Here is a 16759-nt window from a genome sequence, read left to right as displayed (position 1 = left end):
TTTTATCTTCGATAAAATTTTATACCACATAGTTTATTTTTTCTCATGCTGATTTTAAAGATTATGCAGATAGTATAAAAATCGGTGTGATCCGGGAGAAACTATATACCACTTATTTGAACCGTTAAGAGTATTTAAGTTGTAAAGAGTATTAAGGGAAATAGCTAAAGCTATTTTATGTAGCTATGTGCTTTATTTTTCATCAAAGATGAAACTTAATTATTCTTATTAATTTCACTTTCTTAATGGTTTAAATATTTTTTAGTTTTCAAAACAAATCTATTTCCAAATCATAAAATAAAAAAGCGCTTCAAATGAATTGAAGCGCTGATATTGTAATCTCTTTTGAGAATTGTATTCTTAATTTTCTAAGATATAAGAGAACATCAATGGTGCACAGATTGTTGCATCACTTTCAACGATAAATTTCGGTGTAGTGATATCCAGTTTACCCCAAGTAATTTTCTCATTAGGAACTGCTCCTGAATATGAACCGTAAGATGTTGTAGAATCAGAAATCTGGCAGAAATAAGACCAGAAAGGAATGTCATGCATTTCCATATCCTGATACAACATTGGTACTACACAGATCGGGAAATCTCCTGCGATACCTCCACCAATCTGGAAGAATCCAACTCCTTTTCCTCCTGAATTTTTAGTATACCAGTCAGCAAGGTAAGTCATATATTCGATTCCTGATTTCATTGTAGTAGCTGTAAGTTCTCCTTTAATACAGTAAGAAGCGAAAATATTACCCATTGTAGAATCTTCCCATCCTGGTACTACGATTGGTAAGTTTGCTTCTGCGGCAGCGATCATCCAAGAGTTTTCCCTAGGAATTTCATAATATTGCTCCAATACTCCTGAAAGGATCATTTTGTACATGAATTCGTGCGGGAAATATCTTTCTCCTTTAGCTTCTGCATCTTTCCAGATCTCTACAATATGTTTCTGTAATCTTCTGAAAGCTTCTTCTTCAGGGATACATGTATCTGTAACTCTATTTAAACCTCTTTCCAAAAGATCCCATTCATCCTGAGCAGTTAAATCTCTATAATGAGGAACTCTTTCGTAGTGAGAGTGTGCCACAAGGTTCATTAAATCTTCTTCAAGATTGGCACCTGTACAAGAGATGAAATCTACTTTTCCCTGACGGATCATTTCTGCAAGAATCTTCCCCAATTCAGCAGTAGACATTGCTCCTGCTAAAGTAATCATCATTTTCCCACCATCTTTAAGATGTGCAACATATCCTTTAGAAGCATCCACCAATGCAGCTGCGTTGAAGTGCAGGTAATACTTTTCTATGAATTCAGTTATCGGTTTGCTCATTTTTTTAATTTTTGCAAAGATAAAACTTAAAAACGGAATGCAGTCAAAGCACTTCAAGAAAGTACCGTAGAGGGATCTTTTTTTATCATTTGTTAAATTGCATTTGTTGGAAACGCGAAGGCGCAAAGAGTTTAATGCGTTGTGAAAATTTGAAGGTGCAAGAAAATCTAAGATTTTCAGCAAGGGGAAACATTAAATTTTCGTGAAAATCATACAGATTGTGTAGATGTTTATGTAAATCAGCGTAATCTGCAAAATCAGCCTGAGAAAAAAAATAAAATATATAATAGTACACAATTTTATCAAAGATAAAATCCTTGCACCTCACAACACATAACATTCAAAATAATTTTACGTCTTTGCGTTTTCCAACATTAAGTCTATAAAAAAGCGCAGCTCATACGAGCCACGCTTTCATTGTAATTCAACCTAATAGCATTCAACGGGAATTTATCCTTCCCAGGTTTCTACTTTCAGGATCTCAATCTTCCTCTCTCCATCTTTGAAAGGCCAGTCAATAACATCTCCTACTTTATATCCTACGACTGCAAGAGCAATATCCGACAGTATGGAGTGCTTATTCTTTTTAAGCTTTGCTTTGGTGGAAGGCACAAAAATATATTCGTGTTCAAAATTTAATGTATGATCTTTTAAAGTTACTTTCCTGTCAACCGTTACGATATCAGTTGGAAGATCTCTTCTCAAAACTTGTTTTGCTTTTCTAAGTTCTTCAGTAAGTCTTTTTTCTTCTCCGATGCTCACTTCTTTTCTTCTGAGTGTATCTTTTATAGCATCATAAATCCCGGTGGTTACAATAATATGATTGGACATTTTCTTCAATTTTTTTTAATTAAAATGCAGTTACTCCCTAACGATCCAATGTAGAATCCAGGCGTATGACAGCCTCCTTCTATAGAAAACCGCAAAAAATAATAATAAAAATCCGGAGTGATTCCCTGTCTTGAATCCTGACAGGGCTTAATTGATAAAGTCCTTAGAACTTTTCAGAAAAGAATCTGTATGAAGATAAAGTAATGACAGCAACAATCCTGATTGTCGGCTTCCTGCTGATAAAGAGATTGTTGCTGCCATTATTTATTATGAGATATTTTGTAATCCTTACAAATATAGCACTTAAAAACGGAATGTAGCAGCTGCACTTAAAGTAACCCTATGCAAACCTTCTTTTTGATCATCATCAAATTTGTATGTTACTCCATTGAACTTCATTTTATTCAGTGTACCACCACTTAATCCTACTTTTGGTCCTATCAGGAAATTCCTGCTGACCTGATATTGATAACCAAGGTCTATTTCTGCCCCTAAAGTACTTCCTGTACCTTTCACATCTCCTGTTTTTGTAGTATAAGACATTACTCCCAGCGCCACATCTGCAAATATTTTATGTCTTGTAGGTAAATGATTATTTGAAATGAGCCCGGAGAATCCGAAAAATGTAATATTATCTTTTGTGGTCACAGGAACAGAGACAGGCATTCCATTTACATATCCAAGCATAAACCCGTCACTGGACGCACTGTAGTTGGAATATTTCAAACCAAATGCAAGTCCTTTACTCACCTCATAATGGGCTGCAATATCAAAGTTCAACCCATTTTTCAGATCTTTTACATATTCTTTTTCTTCCTTGCTAAGCCCTGAAATTGTTTTTGCTGTTCTCCATGCATAGCCGACGGAAGGTCTGATGGAAAATTTTTGAGCAAAAGATATGATGGAGATTGAGAATAACCCCAGTGTTATTAATTTTTTTATCATGGTTTTAAAAGTTTTCGCAAAAATAAAGTTTTTGCGGGAGAAACAAGTTTAAAACCTGAAACGTCTGTTTTCTTTTTTATCCGAAATCTTTTTCTTGCTATCCAGTCTTTTCTGTTTCTGACCTTTTGAAGGTTTTGTTGCGGTTCTTTTTTTAGGAACGATAAGTGCTTTGTTGACGATTTCAAATATTTTCTCAATCGCTTTATTTTTGTTCATCAACTGGGTTCTGCTTTCGGAAACCGTCAGAAATAAAAAACCTTCTGCATTGATTCTATTTTTCACTTTATTCTGAATCAATACTTTTTCATCATCATTAAAAAATTCTGAGGCATCTACTTTCCAAAGTACGGTAACAGCAGTCTCCACTTTGTTGACATTCTGTCCTCCTGCTCCGCTGCTGCGGGAAGTTTTGAAACTGAGTTCTTTTGAAAAGTCTTTCATTGTTTTATTTTTTTTAGAGTCCAGATTCAAGAGCTAAGAATCATGATACATGCTAGAGATTTATATTTATATTTTTATACAATTCTATTCTGTTTACTTTTCCGTTGGGTGTCCGGGGAATTTCATTGATGAAAATAATTTCTTTTGGTTTATGGAAATTTTTCTCAAATGGTATTTCCGAAATTTTCCTGATCACCTCATCTGACTCCCCTCCTTCTATTACCAATATCAGTTTTTGCCCCAGGCTTTCATCCGGTAAACCGATAAATACAGCTTCATTCGAGAGTTCTTTTTTTACCAATACTTCAAGAGTTTCCGGGAAAATTTTTGCTCCTCCAGAATTGATAATGTTATCAATTCTTCCGAGAAATTTAAATTGTCTTTCATTCCTAATATCAACTAAATCATTAGTTTGCAATTCTTCAGCATTCACATTAGGAGCAAATATTTTCAGGCAACCTCTATCATCCAGCGAGATAGATACATTTTCAAAAGCTGTGAAATAATCTTCCTGCTGTGGCACCAATTGTTTTAAAGCGATATGAGAAAGCGTTTCCGACATTCCATAGGTTTCAAAAATATGGTTTGAAGTGCTGAGATTCATTTGTTGAATTTTATTTTTCAGACTTTCTGAAACTGCAGCACCCCCAATGATTAAATTTTTAATCAGATGGAGTTTTTCCAATGAGTTTTCTACCTGAAGCGGCGTCATAGCACAAAAATCTATTTCTTCCTCTAAGTTCTCAACAGGCTTCAGAGAAGGTTCTGCAATTCTTAATCTCAATCTTCTTTCTGCAGAACGGACAATCATCATTTTCCCCGAAATATATTCTACAGGCAGGCAGAGTAATGCCGTATTACCTTCTTCCAATCCCAAAAAGTTGCACGTCATCACTGCAGAATTGATCATTTTCTTTTTCTCAATTTCAAAAATTTTAGGGATACCTGTAGAGCCCGAAGTCTGTACATTCACCTCTGTTTTTTCTGAAAGCCATTCTTCGAGAAAAATTCTCACTTTTTTTTCAAATTCAGTATTAAATGATAAATTATTAATATTGAGATTATTGAAGTCTATCCGCATATTTTCCATAAATAAAATCCACAGTAAATTTAAAAAAAAAATCAAAAATCCTTGTATATAAATAAAAAAGATGTAAATTTGCACCACCAAAATAAAACAGACCTATAGTGTAACGGTAACACTCCGGTTTTTGGTACCGTCATTCGGGGTTCGAATCCCTGTGGGTCTACAAACCATCCTTTTTAAGGATGGTTTTTGTTTTTATCATTAACCGAATATTTTTCATTTAAAATTCTATCGTCCCGGATTTTATTTCCCCGCAAAAAGATCTTATCTGCTTCAATGAACCCAGAAATAGAAAAATCAAATTCTATTTTTTCATGTAAAACAGTAGAAAATTGAAAGAAGATATTTGTAAATAAGAAAAAAATATATAAATTTGCATCACCAAAATAAAGCAGACCTATAGTGTAACGGTAGCACTCCGGTTTTTGGTACCGTCAGTCGGGGTTCGAATCCCTGTGGGTCTACAAACCACCTTTTTAAAGGTGGTTTTTTTTATTCCTGATTAAATTCTTATAAAAAAACTATAACCTATGAAAAAACATTATTTCTTATTCTTTTCAATTTTTACCATTTTTTTGAATGCACAAAGCATTAGTTTAGATCCTACATTTGGAAATGGTGGGTATTGCATGTATGATGATTATAGAGAAGTATCGGATGCTGTAATGCTACCGGATGGTCAATTTATTACTGCAACGTCAACAGGTTCCATCACTATCAGAAAGGTAAACCAAGGCGGGATCGTTGATACGTCTTTTGGAACAAAGAATTATGATATGGGCAGCAATTCATCAGATAAAAGTGAATCCATCAAAAAAATTGTTTTAAATAATAACAAAATATTGATCTATGGAAGAGTTAATGCCACTCCAACCCACAGCTTATATGATTGGTTTCTGACCAGAATTAATCTGGACGGATCTCTGGATACCAGCTTTGGCACGAATGGTTTTACCACTCAATCTGTGAGCCAAAATGGTACAGCGGATGATTTTGCGGTAGATCAGAATGGCAACAGCTATCTTCTTATTTCTAACATGGGTTCTTATATGGTAAAAGTAAACCAGAATGGTGTGATTGATAATAATTTCGGTACCAATGGAAAGTTATCGCTTAATACGTTTTATCCTAAAAAATTCTACATCCAGAATGATGGGAAACTGGTCATGGCGGGTACTAAAACCAATACCTTAACCTACACAGAGGATTCTTACATCGAAAGAAGGCTGCCTGACGGTACCTACGATTCTACATTTGGCAGCAATGGATCTGTTTTTATTCCTAATACGGAAGGTTCTGCAGTCAAAAATTTTGAATATGATTATGCAAATAATTCCATTCTGGTATTGCATCAGAAAAGTTCTCCCTACCGAGGTACTTTCTTTTTATCTAAAATTCAAATTTCAGATGGTGCTTCTGTTTCTGGATTTGCTAATAATGGAAGAACAGCTAATTATAACTTTACCACTGCAGAAGAGCTGCAATTAGGTCAAATTACAGTATTACCCAATTCAAAAATAGTAATAATGGGGGCTATTATGAATATGTACAATGGTACTCCAAACCTTATCTATCAATTATTTATAACTAGACTGAATGCTAATGGAAGCGTAGATTATACCACTTCCAGCAACGGTTTTCAGTATTTTATGGCTGCACCTCCTACTACATCACTAAGAGCTGACTATATTAAAAAGTTATTTAATCTGAATGACGGTTCACTTGTTCTTTGCTATTCCGGAGGGAGTGTAACCCATGGCTCTAAGTCATATTTGACCAAATTTAACAGTGGTTTTTTAGGGCTGGATGACATTTCTGCTAAAGATCAGAATACTACTTTTACCCTTTATCCTAACCCGGCGGGTGATAACATTACGATACAAAATAATAAATACAGCAGCGAAAGTTTTGAGTACAGCATTTTTGATCTATCCGGGAAAAAAATTCAAAGCGGTTCTTCAATATTCAATGAACAAATGAATATTCAGAGATTAGAAAAAGGGAATTACATCATCCAATTTGAAACTAAAAAAGGAGATAGAAAGTCTTTGAAATTAGTGAAGAAATAAAAGCAGATATTTACACTACCCCCAAAAAGTTAGACACTTTTTGGGGGTAGTCTATTGTCAAGGCCTTTTATATCAGAAAATACGGTTTATTATTTTTTCAGATCATCAATCTCCTCCTGTATAGATTTGATTCTGTCTCTTAATTCCTGACTTACTTTTCCAGGAATTTTTTTAATTTTCCTTAAATCCAGAGCCAGCATAATAGAAGCTATTCCCATAAAAATAAAGGAAACACCTGTAAGGGTAACTAATGAAATTCCTGTAAACACGGGATTAAATATCAGCAACAGAGAAAAGATAATTCCTCCAACGCTGGCAAGAGCTACATTTCCCCAGCTCATTATTTTCATACTTTTCAGGTCGAAAGCAAAACCCAGCAATTGAAAGGAACGAAACAGTAAAGTAAATCCAATTACAAATGGAAGTACAGTCATCGAGATCTGAGGATTCGCAATAAGATAAACCCCAATTGCGGTAGTCAATAATCCACTGACTAAAAACCAGCCCCATCCCTGCAGGGATTTGCTATTCTGTAAGGAAAAGAATACTTCCGTAATTCCGGAGAATAGGAATGAAACACTGAAAAAAATTGAAAGGGTTACATACGTTGCAAGCGGCACACTGAATACATAAAATCCACAGATTAGAAAAATGATTCCAAAAATTAATGGAATGTACCAATGCTTTACCGTGTTAGTAAGCGTTTGAAACAAATTTGCCATAGGTGTGTTTTTTTAATTTTGCCTACTCTTGATAGCGGTTTTCGGCATACCCGCAGGAGATTTCAAACAGATAATAATTTTTCACCTTAATTTGAAATATAACCTCTTACTAAGATACAAAAAAACAAAGAAACGAGCCAGATTCTGAAAGTTGTTTTCACAAAAAAAGCATCAGATGAAGCCAATCTAATCATTGGGTTCACCTGATGCACAAAAAATCACTTAATTCTATGAATTTATTTTGCTAGGTTTCCGGCAGGCTGTTGCTGCGTAACGCAATGCACCATTCCTCCGTTTTCATATAGATTTCTTACATCTATTCCTATTACTTTTCTATCCGGATACTGCTCCTGGATAATCTTATTGGCAACTGTATCATTAGGATCTCCATAATTAGGAACAAGTACCACGGTATTAGCTACGTAATAATTTACATAAGAGCCTTTTTCTTCTAATTGCTTTCCGTATGCTGTTTTCACTTTGTTTTTGGTAGCAGGTACATAAACTTTTTTATATTCTTTTCCGTCCACATTGGTAGCGGTATAGAGTGTATTGACATCCTTCTCTGAAATCCCAAGCTCAAGAAGATCATCTTCATTCATGGTAATCATTTTATTATGATTAATAAATTTCATGAAACCATCAATGTGCATATCGGTAACGTCCAATCCGGTCACTCCATCAAGCCAAATTACTTTGGATACTCCGTAATAGGTTTCAAACATTTCTTCAGCTTCTTCCTGAGTGATATCTTTGTTCCTGGTAGCTCCTTTTTTCTGACTGATTACTGAACTTTTACAAGCCATCAACACACCATTTCCATCCGTTTCCACAGAGCCTCCTTCGTTGACCATTTCCTCATTCAGATCGATTACTTTTATTCCAAGATCACTGCCCAGCTTCTGTGGGATTGCGTCACAGTTTTCAAAATCAAATTTCTCGCCCCAGCCGTTAAAACCCCAATCTTCAATAAGAACATTTCCTTTATTATCTTTTACGAAAATAGGTCCGTTATCTCTGATCCATACATCATCAGTAGGATAAACTTTGAAATCAACATTCTTCATAGGAACTTTATTTTCCTCCAGAAGACGGATAATTCTATTTTTTTCCTCTGCATTATAAGCAATAATGTGAACTTTCTCCCCTGACTGAAGGGCCTTTGTCATATCTACCCATGTCTGCTCTACCCTTTTACGGTACGTCATCCCATGTTGATAGTGATGCGGCCATTGCAGCCACGTTCCTTCATGCCGCGAAGATTCTTCGGGAAAATGATAATCTGTTTGTGCCATACTTAATATAAAACTCAATACAAAAGTGAGTGTGAATAATTTTTTCATATCATTAAAATTTCTTTCCAATAAATACACCGAAATTGACATCGGTTTCAAAACTACTTCCTGTCTGTGAAATATTACTTCCTATTCCCAACTGCATTTTTTTCTTATTCTCTATTCCTAAACGGATAACCTGACTGCTGGACTGATGTTCTTTAAAACTGAAATCGGATTCTACGATCAACATGCTGTAAAGATTAAGCTTCTCATTGATTTTTGGAGTATATTCCAATAAAGTATAGAGTCCAAGTCCGAATTCTTTCGCATCAGTAGAATAGGTAAATGCAGGAAATACATTGATGGCGAAAACATCATTTTCTTTGCCATACGCCAATCCTACAGACGGCATGATATCTTTCTCTGAAATATGAACGCCTGCAGAAACACCCAGGTTCTTTATAATTCCATAATTAAGATTCTGATAAAGCTCAGGACTTACTTTTCCTAAGTCATAGTTGTAGCTAATAGTTCCTGAAGCAAAATAATTCCACTTGCCACTGAAATCTTTATTATATATTCCCAAAAGTTCAGTCTCTTTATTTCCACCATAAGCCTGAATAGAAATTTGTGACTTGACACAAAAAGGGAGTAGTAAGATGAGGAGAAGTATATTTTTCATTCTATTTGTTTTTTTGAAGTTCAATCATCATTGTGATGATTTGATGATGCAAAATTACGCCTATCAAAAAAACAAATCTTGTCCTAAATTGACATTCTATTCATACAAAGGAAAATAAATACAAGTGATAATATCTACTGTTTCCGACTGTAAATTATTCTTCAATTCTATCGGAATGATCCGGTAGAAGTTGTTATTCAACAAACCAAAACAATAGCCAAAAAATGATATATTTTCACCATATATCTTACTACCAATTTACAGAAAATAAAAACAAAAAAGGTGAAAATCATTTAATTTTCACCTTTCTAAAACCTATTTAAATTTGTTTTTATATTGTTATTTCGGTTTGTACAATTTGTACATTACGAATAAAAAGCCAATCCATACGGGAATCAGAATCACCTGAATTTCCATTCCTGTAATACTCATCAATCCTAAAATAAGAATCAAAAACGCAATACAGATGTAATTGGATACAGGGTAAAATATAGATGGGAATTTTGAATGAATTCCTGATGCATTGATTGATTTTTTAAACTTCAAATGGGTGTAGCATATCATCAGCCAGTTGATGATCAAGGTAGATACCACCAAAGCCATTAAGTATTCAAAAGCTTTTTCCGGTACCAGCTTATTGATGATAATACATATTCCGGCAAAGCAAGAAGAAATAATGATTGCATTAGTAGGAACGGAGTTTTTATTCAGTTTTTTCAGGAATTTTGGAGCATTCCCCTGCTGAGCCAATCCGAAAAGCATTCTACTGTTACTGTAAACACTACTGTTATACACCGATAAAGCCGCCGTTAAAACAATCAGGTTAAGAACATTCGCAATTAATGTATTGAACTGAATGACCTTACCAAAAAGACTGAATTCAAGACCGTTCAGGTTTTGGAAAACCATTACAAACGGGCTGGATCCTTCTGTAATATCTCTCCAAGGGCTTAATGCAAACAAGATTACCAAAGCACCTACATAGAAAATAAGGATTCTATAGATCACCTGATTGGTAGCCTGTGGAATGGTTTTTTCCGGATTCTTTGCTTCTGCAGCCGTAATCCCGATTAACTCCAACCCACCGAAAGAGAACATAATCATTGCCATCGCTGAAAATAATCCCGAATATCCGTTTTCTGTTTTATTAAATAATCCTTTGGGGAAGAATCCACCATCGTTCCATAAATTGGTAATTGTTGCTTTTTCTCCTCCTGTACCACTTATTAAAAGATATATCCCGAAAATAATCATAGCGATAATAGCCACTACTTTGATGATGGAAAACCAGAATTCTGTTTCTCCGTATACCTTCACAGAAGCCAGGTTAAGCGCATTGATCACAACAAAGAAGAATAAACTGGAAACCCAAAGCGGAATATCAGGCCACCAAAAATGAATATAATGACCTATTGCTGTAAGTTCTGCCATACTTACCAGGATATAGAGAATCCAGTAGTTCCATCCGGAAGCAAACCCCGGAAAATTTCCCCAATATTTGTAAGCAAAGTGGCTAAAACTTCCCGATACGGGTTCCTGAACAACCATCTCACCAAGCTGACGCATAATAAAAAAGGCGATAATCCCAGCTAAAGCATAGCCTAAAATTACTGATGGTCCAGCCAGTACTGCAGCTGGTCCAATTCCCAGGAATAACCCGGTTCCGATGGCACCTCCAAGGGCAATTAATTGAATGTGTCGATTTGTTAATCCTCTAACTAAAGTCTCGTTTTGTCCTGTTTTATTTTCGTTGCTCATTGAATGAATTATTCGGTCGCTAAATATATAAAAACTTTTGAGAGAAATTCACATTCCATGGGGTAAATTGACAATTCACTCTCCTTCAAATCGGAAAGCCCCTTTCTATTTATACCTTTGCTGGCAAAATGTAAAATATAATTACAAAAAGTGGTCTTAATCTATCGGATCAAGACCACTTTTTCACAATACCAATATTATTTTAATTCGCTATTTTATATCCAAACATAGTACTTGTCACTACTTCGTACTTGTTACCAGAAGACACCCCCGCTACAGAAACCATGCTTACCGTTTCTCCTGCGCTAAGATATGCTATGCATGAAATACTCGAACCAAAAACCCTCGTTACAGTAGGTTGATAGGATTGAACTAATATACTTCCTCCGTTACCAGGAGCATAGTTTTTTATCAGGTAAAGTACCGTCCAGGTAAAATTCGGATTTCCTGCCACATTCCCATTGTCAAACTGTGTAGATCCCTGAATCATATAGTATCCATCGTTGGGTGCCTTAAAAGCCCCTGTAGAGGTATTGAGTACATTTCCTTTATTAAGAACTGTACCTTGAGGATAAATAATTGCTGTCCTTATCCACGGATCAGAGGGAGTGGCAGTAGCATCACACATTTGTCGGCTTGTAGTAGACACCGCTGAAAACGGATAAGTAGATTCTGCTGAAGGAATACTGTTGGAGCTAGAAACCAGTACCAGCTCCCATGTAGTACCGGTAGTTGTTCCTTTATTAACCAAAAACGCATAATACCCGGGAGGAATCGTAATAGCAGGAACTCCCAACCCGGTTCCATTTTGATCATCAATCAATTCGGATCCATTAGCAGAAACGGTAAGTATTTTTCCTCCCGTATTTTTGAAGTGATAAGTACGTCCGGCAAAATTACCTGCACCATTGATAGCTGCCGGTAACGCTAATGTCCCATCAGCATTTCCGTTATAAGCAACATAATAATCATTGGCTCCTACAACACCACTTGCAGTAACTATTTTGTAAGTGGCAGCAAATGAACCATTGACAGTAAGGGCACTGCCGGGATTTGCAGTATTAATCCCCACATTACCTATCTGGGCTTTTACCAGAACACCATTTAAACCGGCCAATAAGGCCATGAAAAGCATCTTTTTTTTCATAAACAAATACGTATTTTTAGAATCTAAAGGGTCCTGAATAATATCCAATACCTTCAATTATTTAATGGAATTTTTCGCAATACGAACCTACTGCGAAAAACAAGTAAATAAAGTTTAGATCCTGTACGCATTTTTCCACAAAATCGTAGTGGTTTTATGACAAGAGCGGATGAGGGATTAATGTATTTCGTTATAAATATCAAGCAATTCAACCAGATTGGTAATCTTCAGTTTCTGATATACCCTTCTTTTGTAGGTACCTACAGTAGATTCTTCAATGTTAAGGGCATTCGCTATTTCAAGATTTCCATTTCCTTTGGCCAAAAGATTAAAAACCTGCAATTCTCTCTCTGATAAATCATCTACTGCTTTTTTCTTTTTATTCCCTTTCAATATTTCATGCATAATCTCCGGAGTATAATAGAACCCCTCTTTAAGGACAGATTCAACAGCTTTGACAAAATTTTCCGGATCACTCTGCTTATTCAAAAAACCATTCGCTCCTTCTTCAATATACTGCAGGGCAATATTTTCTTTGTAGGATGTAAATATTAAGATAAGAGTATCTTCAGAGATATTTTTGATCTCTTTGACCATAGATTTGAGAATGCTTCCCGGAAGTTCAATATCCAGAATAACGAGGTCATATTTTTCAGATTCAATTTTCTTTTTTGCTTCTCCATAGGTCTCTGCAAAATCGACTTCAAAATGATTAAAATTTTTCTCCAGGATCATAGCTGTACCGATTCTTACCACATGATGGTCATCTGCAATGAGTATTTTTTTTGTCATATTTTAATAAGGATTTTTATGATGGTTCCTTTAAGAGGATTTTTATGAAAAGTCATTTCGGAATTGATTTTCAGCATCAGCTGAACAACCATATGAAGGCCTAATCCATAATTTTTAAAAATCATATGTTCGCTGCCTTTTTTCTTAAAAAGTTCGGAATAATAAATTCGTTGTTCATCAGACATCCCACTGCCGGTATCCATAATACTGATTTCTATATGTGATCCTATAGAGGCAGATGTAATCGTAATTTCCCCATCTGAAGTATTTTTCACTGCATTATCGATGATATTATGAAAAACTGCAAGGAGAATATTTTTATTAAGCTTAGTATTCAGTTGGTGATCACAAAAATTGTATATAAATGTATTTTTCCTTGCTGCTATTTCTTCAAACAACAGCTTTTTTGTTTCAATCAGATCATAAATTGAATATTCTTCGTCTGTTGTATTTCCCTGCTTGTACAGTTCTGTATATTCTTTGAGACTTAATGTAAATTTATACAGCTGTTCCGAGGTTTTGTAAATGCTGTCAAAATATTTTTTCTGAGTCTTCAGATCTACCGACTGATTAAGTTCCTGTGAAAGAAGCGCAATAAATTTAACAGGGGTAGTAATATCATGGCTTATACTTTCCACCAGTTTTTTTTGATAATCGGATTCATTTTTCAGTTTATTATTGGTTTCCAGCAGCTCTTTATCTTTATGAACGAGTATATTTTCCAGCACCTTATTTTTCAATCTTAAAAAATTGGTCCTCATCTGTACAATTACTAAAACGATGAAAATAGCAATACCGGCAATTAGGATTTTAAAAAGAAGGGTCTGATAAAAATAGGCTTCAACTTCTACAGGAATTGTTTTATAAAAGAATTTTCCAGTTTCTGAAGATAAAAACCGAACCAAAAGAGTGTAATTTCCGGGTTCCATATTGGCCAGCCTAAATATTTTATCATTTTTAATATTAACCCATGGGCTATCCTCACTATCTGAAAATTTTGCCTGCAGGTAGATATTTTCCAAGTCGGAATAATAAGGAATATCAATATAGAGTTCTGCATTTTTATACCCACATTCCAGGAAGAGTTTATCTGTCAACTGTATCATCTTCCCTTTTACCTTTGCTCTTTCCAGATAGATACTTTTAGACTTTGGATAATAGGTTTTTACATTTTCTGGAGTAAAAAATACAAATCCCCCCATAGACGGAAACACAAATTCCCCATTCTTCAACTCATGAGCACAAGGATTGGCACTTCCGTTGAATTCATTATTTAAAAAACCATCCTTTTTAGTATACCGGTAATAAGTGAGCACTTCCTTCGGATCTTTGATATATTGCAGAAGGGTATTTTTATTCACTTTAAATAATCCATTATCAGATGAGATCCACAAATTGGAATTTTGATCTTCCAGTAAATAATGAGCATTAGCCAGAAAATCATTTTTATCGGATGGAATTTTAATTGCCTTTTGGTCTCTTATTAAAAAAATCCCTCTATTGTAAGTTGTAAACCAGACATTTCCATCTTTTGTTCTAATGATTTGTTTCACCGGAAGACCTTTCCCGATAAGCTTTACCACTTGATTCCGGCTAAGGGAAAACACATATATGCCACCACCACTTCCTAAATAAAGAAGATCTTTATTATATCTTAAAACAGCATCTATATTATCTTTACATGGAATGATTTTCTCAATTTCTTTAAAATGATCATGTTTAAATATATAAAGATCAGATTGTTGTCCACTAACAAGAGATGCCATGTACAGACCTCCGCTTTTGTACAACCCATCAATCTCCTTCCCCTTAAAAGAAATAGAATCATATTTTGTAAGTCCGCTATTTTTATTCCTTATATGAATAGAATTATTTTCGCGGTACACCAGATTCCCGGAATTATCCTCCAAAACATACCGCTTATCATAAGATTGAGGGGCCGAATATATTTTTTCTGACGAACCCCGAGAATATTTAATGCCTTCCTGTGTAAGAACAGAATGATCTCCATAAGGAACCGCTGCATAACAGACCTCATCCTGATAAGGTAAGCTTTTCCTGGATACAGAGAAATCGGATAGACTTAGAATTTTAAGCCCATTAATAGAGCTTCCTATGTATAATTGATGAGTAGTGTCATCATAAAACATAGCTCCGGAAATGTCTTTATCAATATCCCTGTACTCTAATAAATAAGTGAGTTTGAATTTCCCTTCCGAGAATTCGCTTCTGTATATTTTACCATGGCTGATTAAGAAAACCTGTCCGGTGATTTGCTGCCAATAAATTTTTGTTTCAGGATCTGTATACACAGAAGGTGCATTGATATAAGAATATTTACCTTGGTACAACTAAAATATTTTTTTGTATTCAGCATCAGCAATAAAAACATGATCCCCATGCACAAATAATCTTTTTAATTTATTGCGGGGGAACTTCAGATCAATTTTTGTATTGTTTTTACTTTTTTTATCAACATGTGTAATCCCATTATTTTCAAAATAATAAAGGTTCTTGTTCAGCCGGATATAGTAAGAATCTATATAAGAAACAAATCTTGTGGTAATATTATTTTTGACAAGTTGTTTATATACCTTCTGATTTCCTGTTCCCCCTGGCTTGAAAACCAAATTGGATGCTATAGCTTGTGGTTTTCTTTGAGAAATCAGAAGAATATCTTTTTCAGAAGCATTAAAAATAGTGATACTGTCTTTTTGTATGTTCCCAAAGAAATCACCAAAGCTTAGGTTTTTGAAGTTAAAATTTCTGTACTGGACAAAATTACTTCCATCATACCGTACAATCCGACCTTCCATAGATAACCAGATGAATCCATATTTATCTTTTATGATGTCTTTAATACTGTTTTGAGGCAGACCATTATCCATGTTATACCATTGGATGGTATAGCTTTGTCCGTTGATGCATAAAGAAAGTAGGAGTGAAATAAAGTAAAGAAGCTTCATTCAGTGAGACAGCGTTAGATTTATAACAAATATATTATAGAAAATTAAATTTATTGTAAACGTTTATCCACAATTATGTGAATTTTTTTCTACATAATTATTTATGAATAATTTATTGATTATAATAAATTTGAAAATCCAATACTTGTTCCCCATCAACGCCATGATCATCAGGCACACTAGAAACACAACTCTTTTTTGAGCAAAAAAGATGATCTCCCTCAATAGCTGAAGGAGATCATTATTTTATGATGACTTATATTGAATGTAAAGCGTAAAACTAAAGCCTACAAAAACTCTTTCGGAATCGCAATATTATTATTTTTCATGTACTCCAAAAGGCTCTGGTATTTATCTTCATTTCCGTCTGTTCCACATTTGTGCGAAATGCTGCAGATATCAGATGGCTTAATGTCTAAAATATTGGATATTTTAGTCAGTATCTCAAGGTTGATCTTCACCTTGGAATTTTCAATATCGGAATAGGCCTTCTGGGAAATCCCCATTTCAAAAGCCATATATTCCTGCGTAAGATCTCTGCCCCTACGTATTTTCCTGATATTTTGTCCACATACTTTCATCATTTTTGTTTTAGTAGTTTTCGGTATATTTTAGAAGATTATCTATTAGCCTCTAACAAAGGTAATAAATACCTTTGGCAAAACATTATACACGTTACATGATATTTATTTTCAATATAGAAAAGGCTT

At 34.7% G+C, this 16759-nt stretch carries 15 protein-coding genes and 2 tRNA genes; 3 read left to right on the top strand and 14 right to left on the bottom strand.

The window, feature by feature from the left end:
- Positions 1–360: 360 nt before the first annotated feature.
- The 5 genes from DBR39_RS16745 to DBR39_RS16725 form a co-directional block, all read right to left on the bottom strand.
- Positions 361–1332, bottom strand: a complete 972-nt coding sequence (locus DBR39_RS16745; protein WP_103234154.1) for a deoxyhypusine synthase family protein — start codon at positions 1330–1332, stop codon at positions 361–363.
- A 450-nt stretch (positions 1333–1782) separates the two neighbouring features.
- Positions 1783–2163 (bottom strand): GreA/GreB family elongation factor, encoded by a 381-nt coding sequence (locus DBR39_RS16740; RefSeq protein WP_124535003.1) that lies wholly within the window; start codon positions 2161–2163, stop codon positions 1783–1785.
- A 303-nt stretch (positions 2164–2466) separates the two neighbouring features.
- Positions 2467–3108 (bottom strand): hypothetical protein, encoded by a 642-nt coding sequence (locus DBR39_RS16735; protein WP_124535001.1) that lies wholly within the window; start codon positions 3106–3108, stop codon positions 2467–2469.
- 48 nt (positions 3109–3156) lie between these two features.
- The gene (gene arfB, locus DBR39_RS16730) at positions 3157–3549 is read right to left on the bottom strand and encodes an alternative ribosome rescue aminoacyl-tRNA hydrolase ArfB (RefSeq protein WP_124534999.1); all 393 of its coding nucleotides are present in this window, start codon (positions 3547–3549) and stop codon (positions 3157–3159) included.
- A 52-nt stretch (positions 3550–3601) separates the two neighbouring features.
- A complete protein-coding gene (locus DBR39_RS16725) occupies positions 3602–4630 on the bottom strand; it encodes an AMP-binding protein (RefSeq protein WP_124534997.1) in 1029 nt (342 codons plus the stop codon).
- 98 nt (positions 4631–4728) lie between these two features.
- Between DBR39_RS16725 and DBR39_RS16720 the strand changes: the two genes are divergently transcribed.
- The 3 genes from DBR39_RS16720 to DBR39_RS16710 all read left to right on the top strand — a co-directional run bounded on the left by DBR39_RS16720 (position 4729) and on the right by DBR39_RS16710 (position 6705).
- A tRNA-Gln gene (locus DBR39_RS16720) sits at positions 4729–4799 on the top strand.
- A 230-nt stretch (positions 4800–5029) separates the two neighbouring features.
- Positions 5030–5100 (top strand) — tRNA-Gln (locus DBR39_RS16715).
- A 66-nt stretch (positions 5101–5166) separates the two neighbouring features.
- Positions 5167–6705 (top strand): T9SS type A sorting domain-containing protein, encoded by a 1539-nt coding sequence (locus tag DBR39_RS16710; RefSeq protein WP_124534995.1) that lies wholly within the window; start codon positions 5167–5169, stop codon positions 6703–6705.
- A gap of 89 nt (positions 6706–6794) precedes the next feature.
- On the opposite strand, the gene DBR39_RS16705 is transcribed toward DBR39_RS16710, so the two are convergent.
- The 9 genes from DBR39_RS16705 to DBR39_RS16665 form a co-directional block, all read right to left on the bottom strand.
- A complete protein-coding gene (locus DBR39_RS16705; protein WP_124534993.1) occupies positions 6795–7427 on the bottom strand; it encodes an HdeD family acid-resistance protein in 633 nt (210 codons plus the stop codon).
- 236 nt (positions 7428–7663) lie between these two features.
- Positions 7664–8770 (bottom strand): agmatine/peptidylarginine deiminase, encoded by a 1107-nt coding sequence (locus DBR39_RS16700; protein WP_124534991.1) that lies wholly within the window; start codon positions 8768–8770, stop codon positions 7664–7666.
- Between the two features lie 4 nt (positions 8771–8774).
- Entirely contained in the window at positions 8775–9386 is a 612-nt protein-coding gene (locus tag DBR39_RS16695; protein ID WP_124534989.1) for a hypothetical protein, read from the bottom strand.
- 339 nt (positions 9387–9725) lie between these two features.
- Positions 9726–11144 (bottom strand): amino acid permease, encoded by a 1419-nt coding sequence (locus DBR39_RS16690; protein WP_124534987.1) that lies wholly within the window; start codon positions 11142–11144, stop codon positions 9726–9728.
- 202 nt (positions 11145–11346) lie between these two features.
- A complete protein-coding gene (locus DBR39_RS16685) occupies positions 11347–12291 on the bottom strand; it encodes a hypothetical protein (protein ID WP_124534985.1) in 945 nt (314 codons plus the stop codon).
- A 177-nt stretch (positions 12292–12468) separates the two neighbouring features.
- Positions 12469–13083, bottom strand: a complete 615-nt coding sequence (locus tag DBR39_RS16680) for a response regulator transcription factor (RefSeq protein WP_124534983.1) — start codon at positions 13081–13083, stop codon at positions 12469–12471.
- Positions 13080–15434: a sensor histidine kinase gene (locus tag DBR39_RS16675; protein ID WP_124534981.1), complete on the bottom strand. Its 2355-nt coding sequence runs from the start codon at positions 15432–15434 to the stop codon at positions 13080–13082. Before DBR39_RS16675 ends, DBR39_RS16680 begins: the two co-directional genes overlap by 4 nt.
- Positions 15435–16049 (bottom strand): hypothetical protein, encoded by a 615-nt coding sequence (locus tag DBR39_RS16670; protein WP_124534979.1) that lies wholly within the window; start codon positions 16047–16049, stop codon positions 15435–15437. It abuts the gene before it with no gap.
- A gap of 287 nt (positions 16050–16336) precedes the next feature.
- Complete coding sequence (locus DBR39_RS16665) at positions 16337–16633, bottom strand: helix-turn-helix domain-containing protein (protein ID WP_228447855.1); 297 nt, start codon at positions 16631–16633, stop codon at positions 16337–16339.
- Positions 16634–16759: the final 126 nt, after the last annotated feature.

It is taken from the genome of Chryseobacterium sp. KBW03 (assembly GCF_003852415.1).
Lineage (GTDB): Bacteria > Bacteroidota > Bacteroidia > Flavobacteriales > Weeksellaceae > Chryseobacterium > Chryseobacterium viscerum.
The sequence above is the reverse complement of the archived record's forward strand: the minus strand, read 5'-3'. Positions and strand labels throughout refer to the sequence as shown.

What these genes read in the sequence shown, in the direction of transcription:
- DBR39_RS16685 (WP_124534985.1), bottom strand. Translation starts at nt 12,291, where the DNA reads ATGAAAAAAAAGATGCTTTTCATGGCCTTATTGGCCGGTTTAAATGGT.
- DBR39_RS16745 (WP_103234154.1), bottom strand. Translation starts at nt 1,332, where the DNA reads ATGAGCAAACCGATAACTGAATTCATAGAAAAGTATTACCTGCACTTC.
- DBR39_RS16690 (WP_124534987.1), bottom strand. Translation starts at nt 11,144, where the DNA reads ATGAGCAACGAAAATAAAACAGGACAAAACGAGACTTTAGTTAGAGGA.
- DBR39_RS16700 (WP_124534991.1), bottom strand. Translation starts at nt 8,770, where the DNA reads ATGAAAAAATTATTCACACTCACTTTTGTATTGAGTTTTATATTAAGT.
- DBR39_RS16680 (WP_124534983.1), bottom strand. Translation starts at nt 13,083, where the DNA reads ATGACAAAAAAAATACTCATTGCAGATGACCATCATGTGGTAAGAATC.
- DBR39_RS16735 (WP_124535001.1), bottom strand. Translation starts at nt 3,108, where the DNA reads ATGATAAAAAAATTAATAACACTGGGGTTATTCTCAATCTCCATCATA.
- DBR39_RS16705 (WP_124534993.1), bottom strand. Translation starts at nt 7,427, where the DNA reads ATGGCAAATTTGTTTCAAACGCTTACTAACACGGTAAAGCATTGGTAC.
- DBR39_RS16710 (WP_124534995.1), top strand. Translation starts at nt 5,167, where the DNA reads ATGAAAAAACATTATTTCTTATTCTTTTCAATTTTTACCATTTTTTTG.
- DBR39_RS16665 (WP_228447855.1), bottom strand. Translation starts at nt 16,633, where the DNA reads ATGATGAAAGTATGTGGACAAAATATCAGGAAAATACGTAGGGGCAGA.
- DBR39_RS16695 (WP_124534989.1), bottom strand. Translation starts at nt 9,386, where the DNA reads ATGAAAAATATACTTCTCCTCATCTTACTACTCCCTTTTTGTGTCAAG.
- arfB (WP_124534999.1), bottom strand. Translation starts at nt 3,549, where the DNA reads ATGAAAGACTTTTCAAAAGAACTCAGTTTCAAAACTTCCCGCAGCAGC.
- DBR39_RS16725 (WP_124534997.1), bottom strand. Translation starts at nt 4,630, where the DNA reads ATGCGGATAGACTTCAATAATCTCAATATTAATAATTTATCATTTAAT.
- DBR39_RS16740 (WP_124535003.1), bottom strand. Translation starts at nt 2,163, where the DNA reads ATGTCCAATCATATTATTGTAACCACCGGGATTTATGATGCTATAAAA.
- DBR39_RS16670 (WP_124534979.1), bottom strand. Translation starts at nt 16,049, where the DNA reads ATGAAGCTTCTTTACTTTATTTCACTCCTACTTTCTTTATGCATCAAC.